This window comes from Azonexus sp. IMCC34842 (assembly GCF_050368855.1).
Taxonomy (GTDB): domain Bacteria; phylum Pseudomonadota; class Gammaproteobacteria; order Burkholderiales; family Rhodocyclaceae; genus Azonexus; species Azonexus denitrificans_A.
Window position 1 is genome coordinate 4,262,233 of the sequence record NZ_CP178449.1, and the last position, 17,298, is coordinate 4,279,530.

At 61.8% G+C, this 17,298-nt stretch carries 19 protein-coding genes; 7 read left to right on the forward strand and 12 right to left on the reverse strand.

Annotation, left to right across the window (positions count from 1 at the left end):
• The gene (locus tag ACLIKD_RS20375; protein ID WP_428826459.1) at window positions 1-672 is read right to left on the reverse strand and encodes an SIMPL domain-containing protein; all 672 of its coding nucleotides are present in this window, start codon (window positions 670-672) and stop codon (window positions 1-3) included.
• 86 nt (window positions 673-758) lie between these two features.
• Window positions 759-2,081: a DEAD/DEAH box helicase gene (locus tag ACLIKD_RS20380; RefSeq protein WP_428826460.1), complete on the reverse strand. Its 1,323-nt coding sequence runs from the start codon at window positions 2,079-2,081 to the stop codon at window positions 759-761.
• A gap of 87 nt (window positions 2,082-2,168) precedes the next feature.
• Here ACLIKD_RS20380 and pncC point away from each other — a divergent pair, with 87 nt between their 5' ends.
• Window positions 2,169-2,669: a nicotinamide-nucleotide amidase gene (pncC, locus tag ACLIKD_RS20385; protein ID WP_428826461.1), complete on the forward strand. Its 501-nt coding sequence runs from the start codon at window positions 2,169-2,171 to the stop codon at window positions 2,667-2,669.
• Between the two features lie 71 nt (window positions 2,670-2,740).
• Window positions 2,741-3,064: a hypothetical protein gene (locus ACLIKD_RS20390; RefSeq protein ID WP_428826462.1), complete on the forward strand. Its 324-nt coding sequence runs from the start codon at window positions 2,741-2,743 to the stop codon at window positions 3,062-3,064.
• A gap of 18 nt (window positions 3,065-3,082) precedes the next feature.
• On the opposite strand, the gene ACLIKD_RS20395 is transcribed toward ACLIKD_RS20390, so the two are convergent.
• The 10 genes from ACLIKD_RS20395 to ACLIKD_RS20440 form a co-directional block, all read right to left on the reverse strand.
• Complete coding sequence (locus ACLIKD_RS20395; RefSeq protein ID WP_428826463.1) at window positions 3,083-3,253, reverse strand: hypothetical protein; 171 nt, start codon at window positions 3,251-3,253, stop codon at window positions 3,083-3,085.
• A gap of 345 nt (window positions 3,254-3,598) precedes the next feature.
• On the reverse strand, window positions 3,599-3,889 hold the full coding sequence (locus ACLIKD_RS20400; protein WP_428826464.1) for a hypothetical protein: 291 nt from the start codon (window positions 3,887-3,889) through the stop codon (window positions 3,599-3,601).
• Window positions 3,890-4,000: 111 nt separating this feature from the next.
• Window positions 4,001-4,474 (reverse strand): MarR family winged helix-turn-helix transcriptional regulator, encoded by a 474-nt coding sequence (locus ACLIKD_RS20405; protein WP_428826465.1) that lies wholly within the window; start codon window positions 4,472-4,474, stop codon window positions 4,001-4,003.
• A 134-nt stretch (window positions 4,475-4,608) separates the two neighbouring features.
• On the reverse strand, window positions 4,609-5,382 hold the full coding sequence (locus ACLIKD_RS20410; protein WP_428826466.1) for a class II aldolase/adducin family protein: 774 nt from the start codon (window positions 5,380-5,382) through the stop codon (window positions 4,609-4,611).
• Window positions 5,379-6,398, reverse strand: a complete 1,020-nt coding sequence (locus ACLIKD_RS20415; protein WP_428826467.1) for a ketopantoate reductase family protein — start codon at window positions 6,396-6,398, stop codon at window positions 5,379-5,381. The genes ACLIKD_RS20410 and ACLIKD_RS20415 overlap by 4 nt, the downstream gene beginning before the upstream one ends.
• Window positions 6,395-7,156 (reverse strand): ABC transporter ATP-binding protein, encoded by a 762-nt coding sequence (locus ACLIKD_RS20420; RefSeq protein ID WP_428826468.1) that lies wholly within the window; start codon window positions 7,154-7,156, stop codon window positions 6,395-6,397. Before ACLIKD_RS20420 ends, ACLIKD_RS20415 begins: the two co-directional genes overlap by 4 nt.
• Window positions 7,153-8,967: an ABC transporter permease subunit gene (locus ACLIKD_RS20425; RefSeq protein ID WP_428826469.1), complete on the reverse strand. Its 1,815-nt coding sequence runs from the start codon at window positions 8,965-8,967 to the stop codon at window positions 7,153-7,155. Before ACLIKD_RS20425 ends, ACLIKD_RS20420 begins: the two co-directional genes overlap by 4 nt.
• Window positions 8,964-10,001 carry a branched-chain amino acid ABC transporter permease gene (locus tag ACLIKD_RS20430; RefSeq protein WP_428826470.1) on the reverse strand — a complete coding sequence of 346 codons (1,038 nt, stop codon included), beginning with the start codon at window positions 9,999-10,001 and terminating at the stop codon, window positions 8,964-8,966. Before ACLIKD_RS20430 ends, ACLIKD_RS20425 begins: the two co-directional genes overlap by 4 nt.
• A 238-nt stretch (window positions 10,002-10,239) precedes the next feature.
• Window positions 10,240-11,385, reverse strand: a complete 1,146-nt coding sequence (locus tag ACLIKD_RS20435) for an ABC transporter substrate-binding protein (protein ID WP_428826471.1) — start codon at window positions 11,383-11,385, stop codon at window positions 10,240-10,242.
• A 438-nt stretch (window positions 11,386-11,823) separates the two neighbouring features.
• Entirely contained in the window at window positions 11,824-12,231 is a 408-nt protein-coding gene (locus ACLIKD_RS20440; RefSeq protein ID WP_428826472.1) for a tautomerase family protein, read from the reverse strand.
• 478 nt (window positions 12,232-12,709) lie between these two features.
• On the opposite strand from ACLIKD_RS20440, the gene ACLIKD_RS20445 reads away from it, so the two are divergent.
• From ACLIKD_RS20445 to ACLIKD_RS20465, 5 genes are read left to right on the forward strand one after another with little or no spacing between them, the layout of a single operon-like run.
• Window positions 12,710-13,846, forward strand: coding sequence for an amidase (locus ACLIKD_RS20445; protein ID WP_428826473.1), 1,137 nt, complete (start codon window positions 12,710-12,712; stop codon window positions 13,844-13,846).
• Window positions 13,840-15,006, forward strand: a complete 1,167-nt coding sequence (locus tag ACLIKD_RS20450) for an acyl-CoA dehydrogenase family protein (protein WP_428826474.1) — start codon at window positions 13,840-13,842, stop codon at window positions 15,004-15,006. Before ACLIKD_RS20445 ends, ACLIKD_RS20450 begins: the two co-directional genes overlap by 7 nt.
• 26 nt (window positions 15,007-15,032) lie before the next feature.
• Window positions 15,033-15,395 carry a hypothetical protein gene (locus ACLIKD_RS20455; RefSeq protein WP_428826475.1) on the forward strand — a complete coding sequence of 121 codons (363 nt, stop codon included), beginning with the start codon at window positions 15,033-15,035 and terminating at the stop codon, window positions 15,393-15,395.
• 35 nt (window positions 15,396-15,430) lie between these two features.
• Entirely contained in the window at window positions 15,431-15,952 is a 522-nt protein-coding gene (locus tag ACLIKD_RS20460) for a nuclear transport factor 2 family protein (RefSeq protein ID WP_428826476.1), read from the forward strand.
• A 56-nt stretch (window positions 15,953-16,008) separates the two neighbouring features.
• Window positions 16,009-17,280: an aromatic ring-hydroxylating oxygenase subunit alpha gene (locus tag ACLIKD_RS20465; protein WP_428826477.1), complete on the forward strand. Its 1,272-nt coding sequence runs from the start codon at window positions 16,009-16,011 to the stop codon at window positions 17,278-17,280.
• The last annotated feature ends 18 nt before the right edge of the window (window positions 17,281-17,298 follow it).

Sequence of the window (17,298 nt, forward strand, 5' to 3'; positions counted from 1 at the left end):
CTAGTCGGCCAGTTCGATCTGGCCGTTAATCGTCGTCGTGACCAGGCTTTCGCCGGCTTCGATCGGCAGCGGTTCGGCCTCCGCCTTCATCATCGCCCGGCTGGCGCGGAACATCGGCATCGGCGGGTTGGCGCCACTCTGCTGGATGTTGAGTTGCTTGACCTTGTAGGCTTTGCCGAATACCTCGGCGACCAGCTTGGCGCGACTCTGGAAGGCGCGAATCGCCGCCCGCGTCGTCTCGTCCTCGGTCGCCAGCCGCGTCGCCGGTGACGGTTGCTGGACCAGATTGCCGACCGCCAGGCGCATCTGCTGCAATTTGCCGAGCAGGTCCGAGACGCTGGCCTGGTCTTTCGATTCCAGCACGATTTCCGAGCGCATCCGCCAGTTCTCGATTTTCTGGTTCTGGCCATAGACCGGGTAGGTGTGCTGCTGGCCGCTCTTGGCCGCGATGCCCGGCTTGCTCTTGATCAGCTTGAGCGCCTCGGCAATATCCTGATTGACCCGGCGCGCCAGTTCGGCCGGGTTGCTGCCGCTGGCTTCGGCGTAGACCGTCGCGCTGATCATGTCGTTGGCGGCCGGCAGGCTGGCCCCGGCGGCGAGTTCGATGGTCGTCCCGGCCTGGGCGGCACAGGCAAGCAGGGCGGAGGTCAGCAGGGCAAGGGTGGTTTTCATCAGGCAGTTCTCCGGTTGTTCAGTTCGATAACGAAACGATGTGGCGTAGTGCCACGGATTTGCGTTGCTTCCCCCAATGCCCCGTTTCAGCGGCCGCGCGGCTTGCCCGCCGCATTGGCGACCGGCTTGGCGGTGCGCCGCGCCGGTCCGGCGGCCGGGGCATCGAAGCCGACCCAGTTGCCGGGCACATTCTTCGGCTTGCGCCCGCCGGCGACCTTCGGCTTTTTCGGTTTCTTGACCAGTTGACCGGCGCCGTTGGTCATCGGCACGCGATGATCCGGCTCGAAACCGGGCTCTTCCTCGCGCTCCAGTGTCTTCTTGGTCAGCGTTTCGATGGCGGCGAGCAGTGGCGCCTCGTCGGCGCAGACCAGCGAGATCGCCTCGCCGGTGGCGCCGGCCCGGCCGGTGCGGCCGATCCGGTGAATGTAGTCTTCGGCGACGATCGGCAGGTCGAAATTGACCACCTGCGGCAGATCGTCGATGTCCAGCCCGCGGGCGGCGACGTCGGTGGCGACGAGAATCTGCACTTCGCCGGCCTTGAACGCTTCGAGCGCCCGCAGCCGGGCCGGTTGCGGCTTGTCGCCGTGGATCGCGTCGGCCGGTATTTTCTTCGCCTGCAGCGTGCTGACCAGAAGTTCGGCGCCCTTGCGCGTCTTGACGAAGACCAGCACCTGGCCCCAGCGGCGATCTTTCAGCAGATGCAGGAAGAGTTCCGGCTTGAGCTTCTTGTCGACCGGGATGACCCATTGCTTGACGCTGCTCGCCGCGGTGTTGCGCGGGCTGACCTCGATGCTCAGCGGATCGCGCAGCCGGGCCTTGGCCATGCTGCGGATTTCGTCGGAGAAGGTGGCGGAGAAGAGCAGGGTCTGCCGCTGTTTGGGCAGCGCCGCGAACACCGCGTCGAGTTCGCGCGAAAAGCCGAGGTCGAGCATGCGATCGGCTTCGTCGAGGATCAGCGTCTGCAGTTCGCCGAACTTGACGGCGTTTTGCCGGTACAGGTCGAGCAGCCGGCCGGGCGTCGCGACCAGCACGTCGACGCCTTTGCGCAGCTTCATCATCTGCGGGTTGATGCTGACCCCGCCGTAGGCCGCGTAGGTGCGCAGCGGCAGATGCTGGCCGTACTGCTGAAAACTGGCATGGACCTGTTCGGCGAGCTCGCGCGTCGGCGTCAGGACCAGCGCCCGGACGGCATTGCTGCCGACCGGCGTGGCCGCGCCGGCCAGCCGTTGCAGGACCGGCAACGCGAAACCGGCGGTCTTGCCAGTGCCGGTCTGGGCGGCGGCCATCAGGTCGCGACCGGCCAGCACGGCCGGGATCGCCTGTTTCTGGATGGGCGTCGGCGTCTGGTAACCGAGGTTTTCGAGGGCCTGAAGCAGGGGGGCGGCGAGGCCGAGCGAGGCAAAGGTCATGGCGGCGGTACGAAGCGGGAAAGCAGCCAGTTTAACCGCTTCGTGCCGCCCCTTTGCGGCCAACGTGGGCGGTGTAAGATCGGCTTCATGAACGAACTCGACAATCTGGCCCGTGACCTGGGCGCCGCGCTGTTGGCCCGCGGCGAATGGTTGACCGCTGCCGAATCCTGTACCGGCGGCTGGCTGGCCCAGTCGGTGACGGCCATCGCTGGCAGCTCCGGCTGGTTCGAGCGCGGCTTCGTGACCTACTCGAATGCCGCCAAGGTCGAGATGCTCGGCGTTCCGGAAACGACGCTGGAACGCCACGGCGCCGTGTCCGAAGCGACGGCCCGGGCGATGGCGCAGGGGGCGCTGGCCCACAGCCATGCCGACTGGGCGGTAGCAATCACCGGCATCGCCGGACCAAGCGGCGGCTCGCCGGAAAAGCCGGTCGGCACGGTGTGCTTCGCCTGGGCGGCGAAGGGTGGGGCGTGCGAGGCGCAAACCCGGCATTTCGCCGGCGACCGCGCCGCCGTCCGCGAACAGTCGGTGCGCCACGCGCTGAACGGCCTGTTGCAACGCCTGGCGGCGTCGCCGCTGATTGCCTGAGCACGCCCTGGGTAATGGATTTGCGCGCGTTGTGCACTATGATGATTCAAGCAGCTACGGAGGTGATGGCGATGTCCAAGAGACTACTGACTACATCCATTTGTCTGGGGCTGGCTGTGTTCTCATGTTCCGTTGCCCATGCGCAGGTAGACAAAATCCTTTGGAATGCGGCGAGCTGGATCTTGCAGAAACAGATCGAGGAACTGGACAAGGCGAACGATCCGAACCGGGGCTTGAGTCAGTATGATGGCCGCGACAAGTACGCCCCGCGCGATGCCTACGCGCCCCGTGAGGCGTCGCCATATCAGGGCACGGTCGATTACGGCAGTTCTGGCAAGTGGGGCGATGCCGTCCGCCCGGAGGGTGACCAGGCCGCTGTCCCGGCTGCGCAGTAGCGCGGCTTGACCGACCGCCTAGCGCGCCGCTTCGCCGGCGATTTCGCTGAGCAGCGGTTCGACCAGTTTGGCGGCGGCGCCCTGCGGCTTGCGGTAGGCCACCCAGGTCGTGTTTTTCTCGCCAGGCAGCGTGTAGATCGAGATGGCGAAGGGGCAGAGCACGATGTTGTGCGGGTCGGCTTCCATCATTTTTCGCGACAGGCTGGCCGAGCAGAATTCGATGATTTCGGCATTGTCGTAGATCCGGCGGCTGGCCCCGCCGCCGTGTTCTTCTCTCCGATTACCCGCTGCATATCGTCCTGCGCGGCTGATGCAGTCGCTGGGCCAACGCTACGTGCAATACGTCAACTGGTTCTACCGGCGCACCGGAAGCTTGTGGGACGGGCGTTACAAATCCAGCTTACACAACACGAACTTTACCGCTCACTTGGCGAGGATAGCGGCGAACGGGAGGCTGCCTAACGGGCACCCTTTCGCCCGGAGCTTGATGCCGAAGCCATCAACGATATTCACCAAGCCTTGCAGCTGGGCATGCTAGTCGGTAACGAGCGTTTTGCCGAAGTGATCGGTGGGCAACTGGGTATCCGGCACAACACTGGCAAGCGCGGTCGGCCGAATGGCGCGGTGGATGAAAAGAGCACGCTGCCGATAACAGAACAAAAGGATTTTGGATTTTGATGAGGACTGAAATGGAACACACGATTTCGAGAAAACGGGAAATGTCTCTGACTCCTTTGGTTGCTCCCTGTTGGTCTCGATACGGCGCTTTTCAGGCCGGCCGGGGGTAATATTTGCCGCTTGAACGAACTCGACAATCAGGCCCATGATCTGGGCGCCGCACTGTTGGCCCGCGGCGAATGGTTGACCGCTGCTGAATCCTTTACCGGCGGCTGGCTGGCCCTATCGGTGACGGTCATCCGGCCCGTTTATGGCGTGCTAATCTTCGGCGAGATTCTTGTACAACTGCTCAAGGGTTTGATTGAGCTTCTGGAGCTGGCCTTCACCGAGGTTGTCGAAACTGCGGGCAAAGATTTTCTCGGTGCTGCGTTGGGCCTGGATGATCAGGTTCTGCCCCTTTTCGGTCAACGAAACCTCGGTGACCCGGCCATCTTCGGCATGGGTATTGGTCTCGATCAGGCCTTCGGCTTTCATCCGGTAAACGATGCGCGTAACCGTCGATAATTTTGCGATGGCATGGACCGAGATTTCGGAAACGCTGCATTTACCTTGTTCTTTCAGGATGAACAGGACGCGCCAGGTGGGAATGTCGGTGCCGATTTTTTTCAGCGCCTTTTCCAGTTGCTGCGTATAGATTCCCTGAACCCTGGCCAGCCAGTAAAAAGGGAACTCCTCATAGCAAAACTCTTCGCTTGAGGGGATGTAACGCCGCAATTTTTTGCTGATAGCCATCTTTTACCCCACCTGAAAGGCTCGGAAAATATTACCGCTGGAACGTGAAAATGCGACTATTTTAGCGGAATGCTTCCGGGGGTGTCGGGCTTCCTCGGGAAAGATGTCTTTGGTCGAGGAAACCCGGTACGGACTTACCAGCTGGGGCCCTTGTTGGCGTGCATTTTGCGAACCATGCCGTCAAAGAATTTCTGGGCGAAACCGCTGTCGCGGATCAGCATTGCGGTCAGATCGGCGCACTTCTGGCGGACATCGTCGGGCAGCACGCTGTCCTCGCCATGCATCGATTCGGCCTGGCACTGGATTTCCGCGGCGCGCTGGACGGTCCATAGCAGGAAGAAGGTCTTGGCGATGGTGCTTTCGCCGACCGCGACGCCATGGTTGCGCAGTACCAGGATGTGCTTGTCGCCGATGCTGTCGAGCATCCGCGACTTCTCGTCGGCGAACAGCGTGATGCCTTCGAAGGTGTGGTAGCCGCAGCGACCGAACAATTGGGCACCGTAAAAATCGTTATGGCTGAAGCCGCGCTTCTTCTGGGCGACGGCCGAAACTTCGGTGGTATGCGTGTGGATCAGGCAGTGGATGTCGTCACGTGCGCCGTGGATCGCGCTGTGCAGCGCGAAACCGGCCGGGTTGGCGTCATAGGGCGACTCTTCCAGCTTGACGCCGGTCAGGTCCACCTTGAGCAGGTTGCCCGGGGTGACTTCGTCGTAGTTCAGGCCGAACGGGTTCACCAGGTAATGATGAGCCGGGCCGGGCAGGCGGGCGGAAATGTGATTGAAGATGGTTTCGGTCCATCCCATGTAATCGATCAGGTGGTAGCACTCGGCCAGTTCGCAACGCAGGGCCCATTCCTGATCGCTGCACTGGGCGGGTTTGAGGGGGACGGGCTCGATCGGGCGGTTCATGCTTTCTCCTTCTGTTGGCTCAGTTTTTTCCGAGAGAGGGCGCTTCGGAATCGCGCAAGGGTGAGGATGGTGGTGGTGGCGGGCAGCGCCAGGTCATGCAGGCTGGCCAGCTCGACCACGGCATCGCCGATGGAAGTCAATTCGAGCGGCAGGCCGTTGTCGTAGTCCTGCAGCATGGAGGTGCGTACTTCGCCCATGCCGGCGCCCATGGCCATGAAGGATGTCGGGTCGAGGTCGATACGGGCGCCGAAGGAAGCGGCGGTCAGCAGTACCTCGTCGAGCATCTGGCGGGTGACTTTCATCAGTTCCGGGTCGCCGTAGATGTCGTTCAGCGTGCCGCCCGAAACGACGGACAGCGGATTCGAGGTCAGGTTGGCGATGACCTTGGTCCATAGCGCATCGCGTATGCGCTCGCTGATCTGCGTGGCGATGCCCGATTGTTCGAGCACGGCCTGGATGCGCTGGACGCGCGGCGTGATGCTGTTGTGCAGTTCGCCGATGATCATGCGCAGCGGATTGGCGGTACGGACGACGCCGGTCGCCAGTTTCTCGGCCGTGATATAGGCCACGGTGCCGACGATACGCTCGCCGGGGATCAGGGCTTTCAGCCGGCCATCCGGGTCGACGGCCTTGACGATCCGGCCGGCGTGACGCCCTTCGTGGTTTTCAAAATACCACCAGGGAATTCCGTTCACCACCGGCACGATGGTCGTTTGCGCATCGATCAACGGCAACAGCGGCGTGACCAGCCCGATCAGGTCCTGGGCCTTGGCGCACAGGAAAATCACGTCCTGCGGGCCGAAATCGGCACCGTCGCCGACGTTTACATGGGCGACATGGGTGCCTTCGAGATCGGTCAGGCACACCCCGTGTTCGCGGATGTGGGCGAGGGTGTTGCCGCGGGCCAGCAGATTGACTTGGGTGCCGCTTAGCGCGAGGCGCGCGGCCAGCGTACAGCCAATCGCTCCGGCCCCGGCGATGGTGATGCGCAGGGGCGTATCGGTTGCGCCGATCATGTCGACAGCATTTCCTGATGCTTGCCGCTGCTGCCCAGATAGGCTTCGATGACGCGCGGATCGTTGGCCAGTTCCGAGGCCGGGCCTTCCATCGCGATATGGCCGAGTTCGAGGACGTAGGCGTAATCGGCGACGCGCAGCGCGGCGCGGGCGTTCTGCTCGATCAGCAGGATGGAAACGCCCTGGCGCCGCAGTTCGGCGATGATGCGGAAAACTTCCCGGACGATCAGCGGCGCCAGGCCGAGGCTGGGTTCGTCGAGCATCAGCAGGCGCGGCTTGCCCATCAGCGCCCGGGCCAGGGCCAGCATCTGGCGTTCGCCGCCGGAAAGCGTCGCAGCGAGTTGATTGCGGCGTTCTTTCAGGCGCGGGAAGAGGGTGAACATCTCCTCCATCGACGCCTCGTGTTCCTTTTTCGGGCGGCGGTGGAAGCGGAAGGAGCCGAGAAGCAGGTTGTCCTCGACCGTCATCGTGGCGAACAGCGCGCGCTTTTCCGGGACCAGGCTCATGCCCTGGGCGATCATTTCCTTGATCGGCGGCGAGGTTTCGATCTTGCCGTCGAGGCAGATCTCGCCCTTCGAGGGCAGGACGCCCATCAGCGCCGAAAGCAGGGTTGTCTTGCCGGCGCCGTTGGGGCCGATGACGGTGACGATCTGACCCTCGCCAACCGCCAGGTTGGCATTCGACAGGGCTTCGATCTTGCCGTAGGACACGCACAGGTCCTTGACGACCAGCAGGGGTTTGTCGACCACGTTACTCATTCTGCACCTCCCAGATAGGCCTCAAGTACGGCGGGGTTCTTCTGGATTTCCTCGGGCAGGCCCTCGGCGATCCGTTGCCCGAATTCCATGACGAATACGCGATCGACCAGGCCCATGACGAAGTCCATGTCGTGCTCGACCAGCAGCACGGCCATGCCTTCGGCGCGCAACTTGCGCAGGAGGTCGGCCAGGGCCTGCTTCTCCATGTGCCGCAAGCCGGCGGCCGGTTCGTCGAGGAGCAGCAGACAGGGGTCGGCGCACAGGGCGCGGGCGATTTCGAGAATCCGTTGCTGGCCGAGCGCCAGGCTGCCGGCTTCGACATGCAGGTAGTTGCCGAGGCCGACCCGTTCGAGCTGATAGCGCGCTTCCTGCAGCAACTTGGCCTCGTCCTTCCGGTCGAGCCGCAAGGCCGAGCTGAGGAAGCCGCATTCGCCGCGCAGATGGGCGCCGATCGCGACGTTTTCGAGCACCGTCATGGTTGGCAGCAGCTTGACGTGCTGGAAGGTCCGGCTCAGGCCCTGGCCGGCGATCTGGCGGGCGTTCTGGCCATTGACCTGGACGCCGCGGAAGTGGATTTCGCCGGAAGTCGGCGTATCGACGCAGGACAGCTGGTTGAACAGCGTGCTCTTGCCGGCGCCGTTCGGGCCGATCACGGCGAGGATCTCGCCGGCCTTGACGCTCAGGCTCAGGTCATTGTTGGCGACCAGGCCGCCGAAACGGCGCGTCACTTTCTTGACCTCGAGAATGATCTCGCCGGCCTGGGGTTGCGGCCGACGGGCCAGCTTTTCGTCGGTTTCGATGAGGCTGGTGGCTTGTTTCATCTTCCAGTTGGGCAGCTTCGGCGACAGCCAGGACCAGATGCCGCCGGGAACTTTCTGCATCAGCCAGACGATGAGCAGCCCGAAGACGATGGATTCGTAATTGCCGCTCTTGCCGAGAATGTGCGGCAGCAGATCCTGCAGCCATTGCTTCAGGAAGGTCACGGCCGCCGCGCCGAGCAGCGCGCCCCAGACTTGCCCGACGCCGCCGATCAGCGCCATGAACATGTAGTCGATGCCGGCTTGCAGGCTGAATGGGGCGGGAGCGACGAAGCGCTGGGTGTAGGCGTAGAGCCAGCCGGCAACGGCGGCAAAGGTCGCTGCGACGAGGAAGGCGAGCAATTTGGAGCGGTAGGTATTGACGCCCATCGATTCGGCCATCAACTGGCCGCCGCGCAGGGCGCGGATGGCCCGCCCTTCGCGCGAGTCGAGCAGATTCAGCGTCACGATCACCGCCGCCAGGACGAGCAGCCAGATCAGGTAATACAACTCGTAACCCTGGTCGAGCGTCTGGCCGAACAGTTGCAGCGGCGGGATGCCGCTGATGCCGGTATGGCCGCCGAGGAACTCGAGGGTGCCGAACAGGTAATAGAGCGAGAGGCCCCAGGCGATGGTGCCGAGCGGCAGGTAATGTCCGGACAGCTTGAGGGTCAGTCCGCCGAGCAGCGTGGCGACGGCCAGGGTGAGCAGCAGGCCGATGGCCAGTGCGGCCCACGGCGAGCCGCCGGCCCAGCCCAGCCAGTCGGGCAACTGGTCGCTGGTCGCCAGGTAGGCCGTGGTGTAGGCGCTGATCCCGACGAAGGCGGCCTGACCGAAGCTGGTCATGCCGGCGACGCCGGTCAGCAGGATCAAGCCGAGCGTGACCAGCGCGAAGATGCCGATATTGTTGGCCAGGCTGACCTGGTATTCGGGCAGAACGATCGGGCCCAGCGCGATGGCAATGCCGACGCCGAGGATGGAGAGTGTCTTGGGGGAAATGTTGACCGGTTTCATTCTTCTTCCTCTACGCCGCCATGGGCCAGGGAGCGCCAGAGCAGGAACGGCAGAATCAGGGTAAAGACGATGACTTCCTTGTAGCTGCTCGCCCAGAAAGTCGAGAACGCTTCGGCCAGGCCGATGCCCAGGGCGCCGGTGGCGGCGACCGGGTAGCTGGCCAGACCGCCGATGATCGCGCCGACAAAGCCTTTCAGGCTGATGATGAATCCGGAGTCGAAGTAGATCGTGGTGATCGGCGCGATCAGGATGCCGGACAGCGCGCCGATCAGCGCGGCCAGCGAAAAGCTGGCCTTGCCGGCCAACTCGGGCGAGATGCCGACCAGTTCGGCGCCCAGCCGATTGACCGCGGTGGCCCGCAGCGCCTTGCCGTACAGGGTCTTCTCGAAGAAGAAATAGAGGGCGACGATCAGAATGAGCGAGACGGCGACGACCCAGATGGTCTGGCTGTTGATATTGACTTCTCCCAACTGGATCGAGCCTTCGGAAAAGGGCTGGATACGGGCGCCTTCGGCACCGAACATGAGCAGGCCGATGCCGACGAGGGCGACATGGACGGCAATCGAGACGATGAGCAGGACCAGCGAATGGCCGGCGGCGATGGCCTGGAAAAATACCCGGTACATCAGCGGGCCGAGCGGCACGATCAAGGCCAGTGTCAGCAGCGCCTGGAGCGGCTTGCCGGCGGCGTTGACCGGAACGAGGGCGAGCAAGGCGCAGGCGGCGAGCGCATAGACGGGAAAGGAGAGATCGCCGGTTTTGACGCGCAGCTTGCCAGCCGCCTTGTAGCGGTCCTTGATGTCCATCGCCAGGGCGGCCAGGCTGAGGGCGAGCAGCAGCCAGCAGATATAGAGGGGCTTGCCGGCTTCCATGGCGGCCATGCAGAGCGCGGCAAAGGAGACGAACTCTCCCTGCGGGATGAGCAGTATTCGCGTGACCGTGAATACCAGCAGTATGGAGAGCGCAAGCAAGGCGTAGATGGCGCCGTTGGTCACCCCATCCTGCCCCAATAGCATCATGATTTGGTAGTTCATGCGAGTGGTTCTTTCGTGGCTGACTGCAAGGCGGAAAGGCGTCGGACGTCTGGCATCCCGTAAGCCTGTTTTTCCGGTGGTTGTTTTCCTGAATGCATCCTGTTTTTCTTTCCGGCACCTTGGTCGTGTCGGATGCTCCCTGTCGTTGCGTGGCGAGTTTCTGGTGTTGGTTGTCTGCTTCAAGGAGACTCTGCCGCCGCCCGGCACCGCCTGCCTGGCGGGCCGGGGGGGCGGGGGCTTACTTAACGAGTGTCCATTGCCCGTTGGCAACGGTGATCAACTCGCGACCGCGTTCATCGAAGCCACTGTGATCGCTCGGGCTCATCGTGTACACGCCCTGGGTTGCCGGCAGTTCGTGGATTTGCTCAAGGGCGTCGCGCAGGGCGCTACGGAAGGCCGGGGTGCCCGGCTTGCCTTTTTTCAGGGCGACCGGAATCGCCTTTTCGAGCAGCAGGCCGGCATCGTAGACGTTGGCGCCGAAGGTGGCGGGCTTGCTGCCATTGGCTTTTTCGTAGGCCTTGGCGTATTCGCTGGCGACCTTCTTGGAAGCGTTGCTGTCGGGTACCTGATCGAGGACCAGCATCAGGCTGGCAGCGAGAATGGTGCCTTCAACCTTCTTGCCACCCAGTTTCAGGAAGTCCGGCAGGGCCGCGCCATGGGTCTGGTAAAACTTGCCCTTGTAACCCTGATCGAACAGCGTGGTTTGCGGCATCACCGAGGAACTGCCCGGTGCGGCGATCAGCACCGCATCCGGTCTGGCGGCGAGGATCTTGAGACTCTGCGCGGTCAGCGAGGTGTCCTGACGCTGGAAGCGTTCGGCGGCGACAACCTTGATGTTCTTCTTCGCGGCCAGTTCGGAGAAAACCTTGTGCCAGTTATCGCCGTAGGGGTCGGCGGTTCCGATGAAGCCGACGGTCTTGATGCCGGTCTTGACCATGTGTTCGATCAGGGCGCTGGCGATCAGGTCGTCATTCTGCGTGGTCTTGAAGACCCATTTCTTCTGCTCGTTCATCGGCAGGACGACCGCCGCCGTGCCGACCGGGGCAAGCATCGGTACGCCGGCTTCGGCGGCAAACTGGATGACGCCCATGGCATTCGGCGAGCCTGAAGGGCCGATGATGGCATCGACCTTTTCTTCGCTGATCAGCTTCTTGAAGGCGGAAACCGCGGCCGTCGGATCGCTGCCATCGTCAAGCGAGATGTACTGGATGGTTTGTCCGCCGGCCTTGGCCGGCATCAGCGGTACGGTGTTTTTCTGGGGGATGCCGACCAGTGCGATCGGTCCGGTAGACGAGGACACGACCCCGACTTTGACCTGAGCGTGTGCGCAGCTCAGGCACAAGCTTCCAACTAACAGCGAACCGACAAGGCGTTGAACGAACATGAAATTTCTCCTTGGGAAAGGTGAGTCAGACTAATTTTTGTGATTACCGAAATGCTTTGGCCAAACCGTGCATCCACAAATCCGATGGGGCCGGATTCCTTCTAAGCAAGGGGTGTGCCAAAAAAGAGAAAAGTGAAACGATAAATCACATGAGAAATCAAGTAACGCGAAGCAAAAACATTATGATATAACTCATAACAAGTTTCTTGAATAAATTATAAGTCGTTGTTATTTATGGTGATGTGTTGTTGCATTTCGTGTGTTTCTGGGAATTCTTCGGGCCGGTAGGCCAGTTTTTTGTGGAGGATTTAGTGAATTGTTTGAGTCGAATATTGCGGCAATGCCCGATGGGCCGTCGAGCGAAAGTGGTTTTGCCGGGCACGCGACGGGGGCTTGTGCAAGAAAGCGACACCAAGTTGGTGCGACGGCGCTTGTGGACTATCGGCCGAGTGATTTGGCAGTGACGCCGTTCATTCCGAAGTTGGTATTGGGGATATCGGCAACAATTATGCGAATGGTATCGTCCGGAATGCCGAGTGTTTCACCGACGGCTGCGGTTAGCGAGGCAATTAGGGCAGATTTTTGTCGTTCGTTCCTTCCGGCAATCAACATGGCGTGAATCGTCGGTCCGGCGTGCACAACATCAGGTGCTTGTTGTTCGCGCAGTAGCGAAAGTGTGATTCCGCCGACGCTGATGTGTTTTTCCTGAAGTTCGATCAGGAATATCCGGACGGCGCTTCGTGGGGCGTCCAGGCTGTCGACGACCGCGTCGGTCAGGCGGCCCAGCAGGCGGGATTTTTGTTCGTCGGAGTAGCCCGCGACGAGGTAGAGATTGAGGTTTGGCATGTCGAGTTTCCTTTGTTTGAGTGCCTTGCGGGGTGCTTGGCGTGATAGGGAAGAGGAGGCAGCGCTGATGGTGTTTTCATTGCTTGTTTGCCTAAATGTTATCGCTTGTTTGCTGCAAAATTCGCTTGAATTGTCGAATAATTTACATGCGAAATGGGTGGCCGTAAAAGCCCCTTTCCTGGCCTTTATGAGTCTTTGGTCCGATCGTTGAAGTTAAAAATAATTTCAATAAAAACATATTGATAACCAGAAATCGCCCGGCTTCGCGAGGGCTTCGCCTGCTTCCGTTTTTTTGCCCTAATTAGGTGCGCCGACCGACTTTTTGCACGCGATTGGTGCGGTAGAAAAAAAGTTACCGTAATCATTTGACTATTCACGTAATTGAGCTTAAATTTTTTACGTGCAAACGATTTTCGTGCCGCAAACCGGTTCGCCAGGCGTTTGTCGATGCTTCATAAATGAATCTAAGGAATGCGTGATGACGCTATTTGTTCAGGAGTTGGATATTGGTGGTGCCGGACCGTCGGTGGCGGTCAAGGACACCATTGATATCGCCGGTTTCCCGACCCGGGCCGGCAGCCGGGCGCTTGAAAACGCTGCCCCGGCGGCGGCCCATGCCGAGGTGATCGAGCATTTGCTGGCGCACGGCTATCACGTGGTCGGCAAGACGAATCTCCATGAACTGGCCTTCGGAACGACCGGTGTCAATTTGTGGACCGGTACGCCGCTCAATTATCTCTACCCGGCCTATGTGCCCGGTGGCTCGTCCAGCGGTTCTGCGGCGGCGGTTGCTGCCGGCCGGGCGAAACTGGCACTGGGTACCGATACCGGCGGGTCGATCCGGGTGCCGGCCGCCTGCTGCGGCGTCTTCGGCTTGAAGCCGACGTTCGGTAGGGTCAGTCGGCAGGGCGTGATGCCTGCCGTGAGCAGCCTGGATTGCGTCGGCCCCTTCGCGGCGGACATGGAAACCTTGGTCGCCGGCATGCGGGCGATCGATCCGGGTTTCGGCGACTTGCCGGCGGTCGCCGGGGTCAGCATCGGCGTGCTCGACGTGCCGGCCAGCGACGCGGTGCGTCAGGCGGTCAACGAGGCGCTGGCGGCCAGCAAATTGGCGCTGAGCGATCTGCGTCTTGAACAATTCGCGGCGGCCTACGACGCGGGCATGGTGATTATCAATGTCGAGACCTGGGCCGCCTGTGGCGCGCTGGTTTCGACCGGCCTGGTCGGCCAGGACGTGATGCAGCGCCTGCTCGCCGCCGCGCGCTGGACGGCCGAGGATGTGATGCGGGCCGAAGCGGTGCGCCGCGATTTCACCGCCGAAGTCGATGCCGCGCTGGAAAAGGTATCCATTCTGGCGTTGCCGACCTTGCCCGACGCGCCGCCGCGCATCGAAAACGCGGCCGATACGACCAAGCTACTGAGCATGACCTCGCTGGTCCGCCCTTTCAATCTCTCCGGTCACCCGGCGATTTCGATTCCCCTCAAGCCCTCCGGCGATTTTCCCATCAGCTTGCAACTGGTGGCCGCCAAGGGAGCTGATGAATTGCTGTGCGCCGTGGCGACGCACATTTCCCGGCAGTTAAACCCCAACCCGCTTTGGAGAACCCCATGTTAATGGCAACAGAAGCCCCTTCGGATGTTTGTGCCTCGAGCACCGGGCCGGCCGGACTCGACGATTTGCTGGTCGAGATCAAGAAGCGCCGGAAAGAATTTGAAACCCAGAAATTCATTTCGCAGGACATCATCGAGCGTTTTCGCGCCCTGGGCGTCTATCGCGCCCTGGTCGCCAAACGTTTCGGTGGCGACGAAAAATCGCCGGCCGAGTTCTGCCAGCTGGTTGAAACCATTTCCGCCGCCGATGGCTCGGCTGGCTGGGTGGCTAGTTTCGGCATCGGTGGCGTCTATCTCGCGGCCTTGCCGGTCGATACGCTGCAACAGCTTTATGCCGAGACGCCTGACCTGGTCTTCGCCGGCGGCATTTTCCCGCCGCGCCCGGCCAACTATGTCGAAGGTGGCCTGATGATCAACGGCCGCTGGAGTTTCGCCAGCGGCTGCATGGGGTCCGATGTGGTCGGCGTCGGCATCGCGCCGACGCGCGGCGACGCCGTCGGCTTGCCGCGCATGGCGGTGATGCCGCGCAGTAAGGTCAGGATCGAGCCGAACTGGGATGTCGCCGGGCTGCAGGGCACGGGCAGTCACGACCTGGTGGTCGAGAATGTCGTGGTAGCCGAAGAATGGACCTTTGTGCGCGGCGGCAAATCCTCGCTCGACGAGCCCTTGTACAGCTACCCGACGCTGGCCTTCGCGGCGCAAGTTCTGTCGGCCGTGGCCCTTGGCGTTGCCCGCGCCGCGCTCGACGAGCTGGTGGCGATGTCTTCCGGCCGCAGCTCGGTGACCGGCGCGCCCCGTCTGGGCGACCGGATCTATGTCCAGCTTGATGTCGCCAAGTCCGAGGCCGCCTTGCGTTCGGCCCGCAGCTGGTTCTACGAAGCGATCGACGATGTCTGGCAGGTCTTGCTGGCCGGCGGCACGCCGAGCGATCAGCAGGTCAGCATGCTGCGCCTGTCGGCGACCCACGCCACCCGGGTGTCCGCCGAGGTGGCGCGCACCGTGCAGATGCTTTCCGGCATGACCGGCGTCTATGAATCCAGCCCGCTCGCCGCCTGTGTCCGCGATGCGCAAATGGTGACCCAGCACGCCTTCATGGGCGACATCACTTACCAGAACGCCGGGGCGATGTTCTTCAATCTGCCGCCGCTGCCCGGTTACCTCTAGATCAACCAACCCCAAGGAGAAAAGACATGAGCGAAAAAATGACCCCGCTGCGCACGCTGTTCTGTATCGGCGTGAATCAAAACTTTTTCGATGCCACCCCGGAAGAAGCGAAGGATGTCTGGGGGGCTTTCAGCGCCATGATGAAGGGCATCGAAAAGCTGCCTGGCGTCAATGTGCTGGGCAACATGGACGACGACCGGATCATGGTCGGCCCGTCGCTTGCCGCGCCATGGACCACCTACGTGCTGGCCGATGTGCCCGATATCGAAACGGTCACCGCTGCCTGCAACCAGTTCCGTACCCTGCCGGTCGGCGATGGCCCTTACAAGTTGTGGAAGTACTGTCGCGTCGAGGCCCGCGTCGGTCGTGCCCTGGTCATTCCGGATTGATCCGCGGCATTTCCGAAACCAGCGAGCACCTGCCCATGTCTGCCGACGAAATCCTGCTGCAACTGCAATCCCGACTGGCCCGGCTGGAGTCCGAGCAAGCCATTCGCGCCTGCATGAACCGCTACATGGTCTTGTGCGACCAACTGGGCATCGATTCGCCGCTCGACGAGTTGGTCGACCTGTTTGCCGCCGATGCCATCTGGGAAGGGGTCGGCGACAAGTACGCCGGGACCTTCGGACGCTTGAGCGGCCAGCCGGCCATTCGCCAGATGTTTGCCAAGTACCTGGTGGAACCGGCGCATTTCGCCCTCAACGTCCATTTCCTAGCCTCCGAACTGATTCGTCTGGTGACCGAGGATACGGCGACCGGCAGTTGGGTGATGTTGCAGACCTCGACCTTCAGCAGCGGCGATTCGCACCTGAACGCCGCCCGCCTGACGGTGGATTTCCGGTGTGCGGCAGGCGTCTGGCGGATGACGCATTTCCGCACCGAGAACCTGTTCAGCCGGCCGGTCGATCACTGGAATGCGACAGCGCTTCTGCCGGTGCCCAAGTAACAGGCAGCAAACGATTTTTGACTGACACCGCTCAACCTCAGCAGAAAGAAATAATCATGACTATTGAAATCAAGCCCGCCAAGGCAAGTTGCAACTACCAGGAACTGGTCAAGCACGACCGCGTTCACACTTCGCTCTACACCGATCCCGCCATCTTCGATGACGAGATGGACAAGGTCTTTTACAGCACCTGGGTGTGGGTCGGCCACGCCAGCGAAATCCCCGAAGCCGGCAGCTTCAAGACGACCTATGTCGGCAAGCAGCCGGTGATCGTCGCCCGTGACCGCAAGATGAAGGTCCATGTCCTGCTCAACCGCTGCCGCCACCGTGGCGCCACGGTCTGCGAACACAAGAAGGGCAAGGCGGCAAGTTTCGTCTGTCCCTACCACGGCTGGAGCTACGCTACCGACGGTTCGCTGCGCGGCGTACCGCACCCGGAAGGCTATGCCGACATTCTCGAGAAGGGCGACCACCCGCTGGTCGGCTTGCGCGTCGAGGAATACGCCGGGATGATCTTCGCCACCTTCAAGGAAGATATCGAGCCGCTCGATACCTACCTCGGCGCCGCCAAGAAGTGGATGGACCTGTTCATGAAGCAAGGCGGCGGCTATCCGGTCAAGGCCGGTAACGCCCATCGTTTCCGCTTCCCCGGCAACTGGAAGATCCAGCTTGAGAACACCACCGACGCCTACCATTTCCCGCTGGTGCACAAGTCCTTCCTCTCCTCGGTAGACCAGCAGACGCTCGACATGCTCGACTTTGTCGAAGGTTCCGGCTACGTCGAAGACCTGGGCAACGGTCACAGCGTGATGGTGATGATTCCTGAACTGGTCGACCTGGAAGCCAATCTCGATGCCCCGATTCCGGCGCGTTTTGAAGAGCTGGCCCAGCAGCTGCGCGAAAAGCACAGCGAAGAGGAAGTGCGGCGCATCGTCCGCGCCGTCGGCGGTTCCGGCTTTAACCTCAACATCTTCCCGAATATCGCCTGTTCGATGGCTTTCTTCCGAGTGCTGCAGCCGATCGCCGTCGATGAAACCGAAATCCATCACGTCGTGCTGACCATGGATGGCGGACCGGAAGAGGCCAATTGTGCGCGTCTGCGCATGCATGAACACTTCCAGGGCCCGATGGGTTTTGGCACGCCGGACGACTCCGAAGCGTGGGAACGGGTGCAGAAGGGCGCCAGCGCCGGCAAGGATCTGTGGATCCTGCTGAATCGCGGTCTGCCCAAGGAGGTCGAGACCGAGGACGGCCGGCGCAGCGACGTCAGTGCTGAAACCGGCATGCGCGCCGCCTATCAGCAGTGGAAAAAGTTGATGACCGCTTGATCCACCAACCAACCTGGA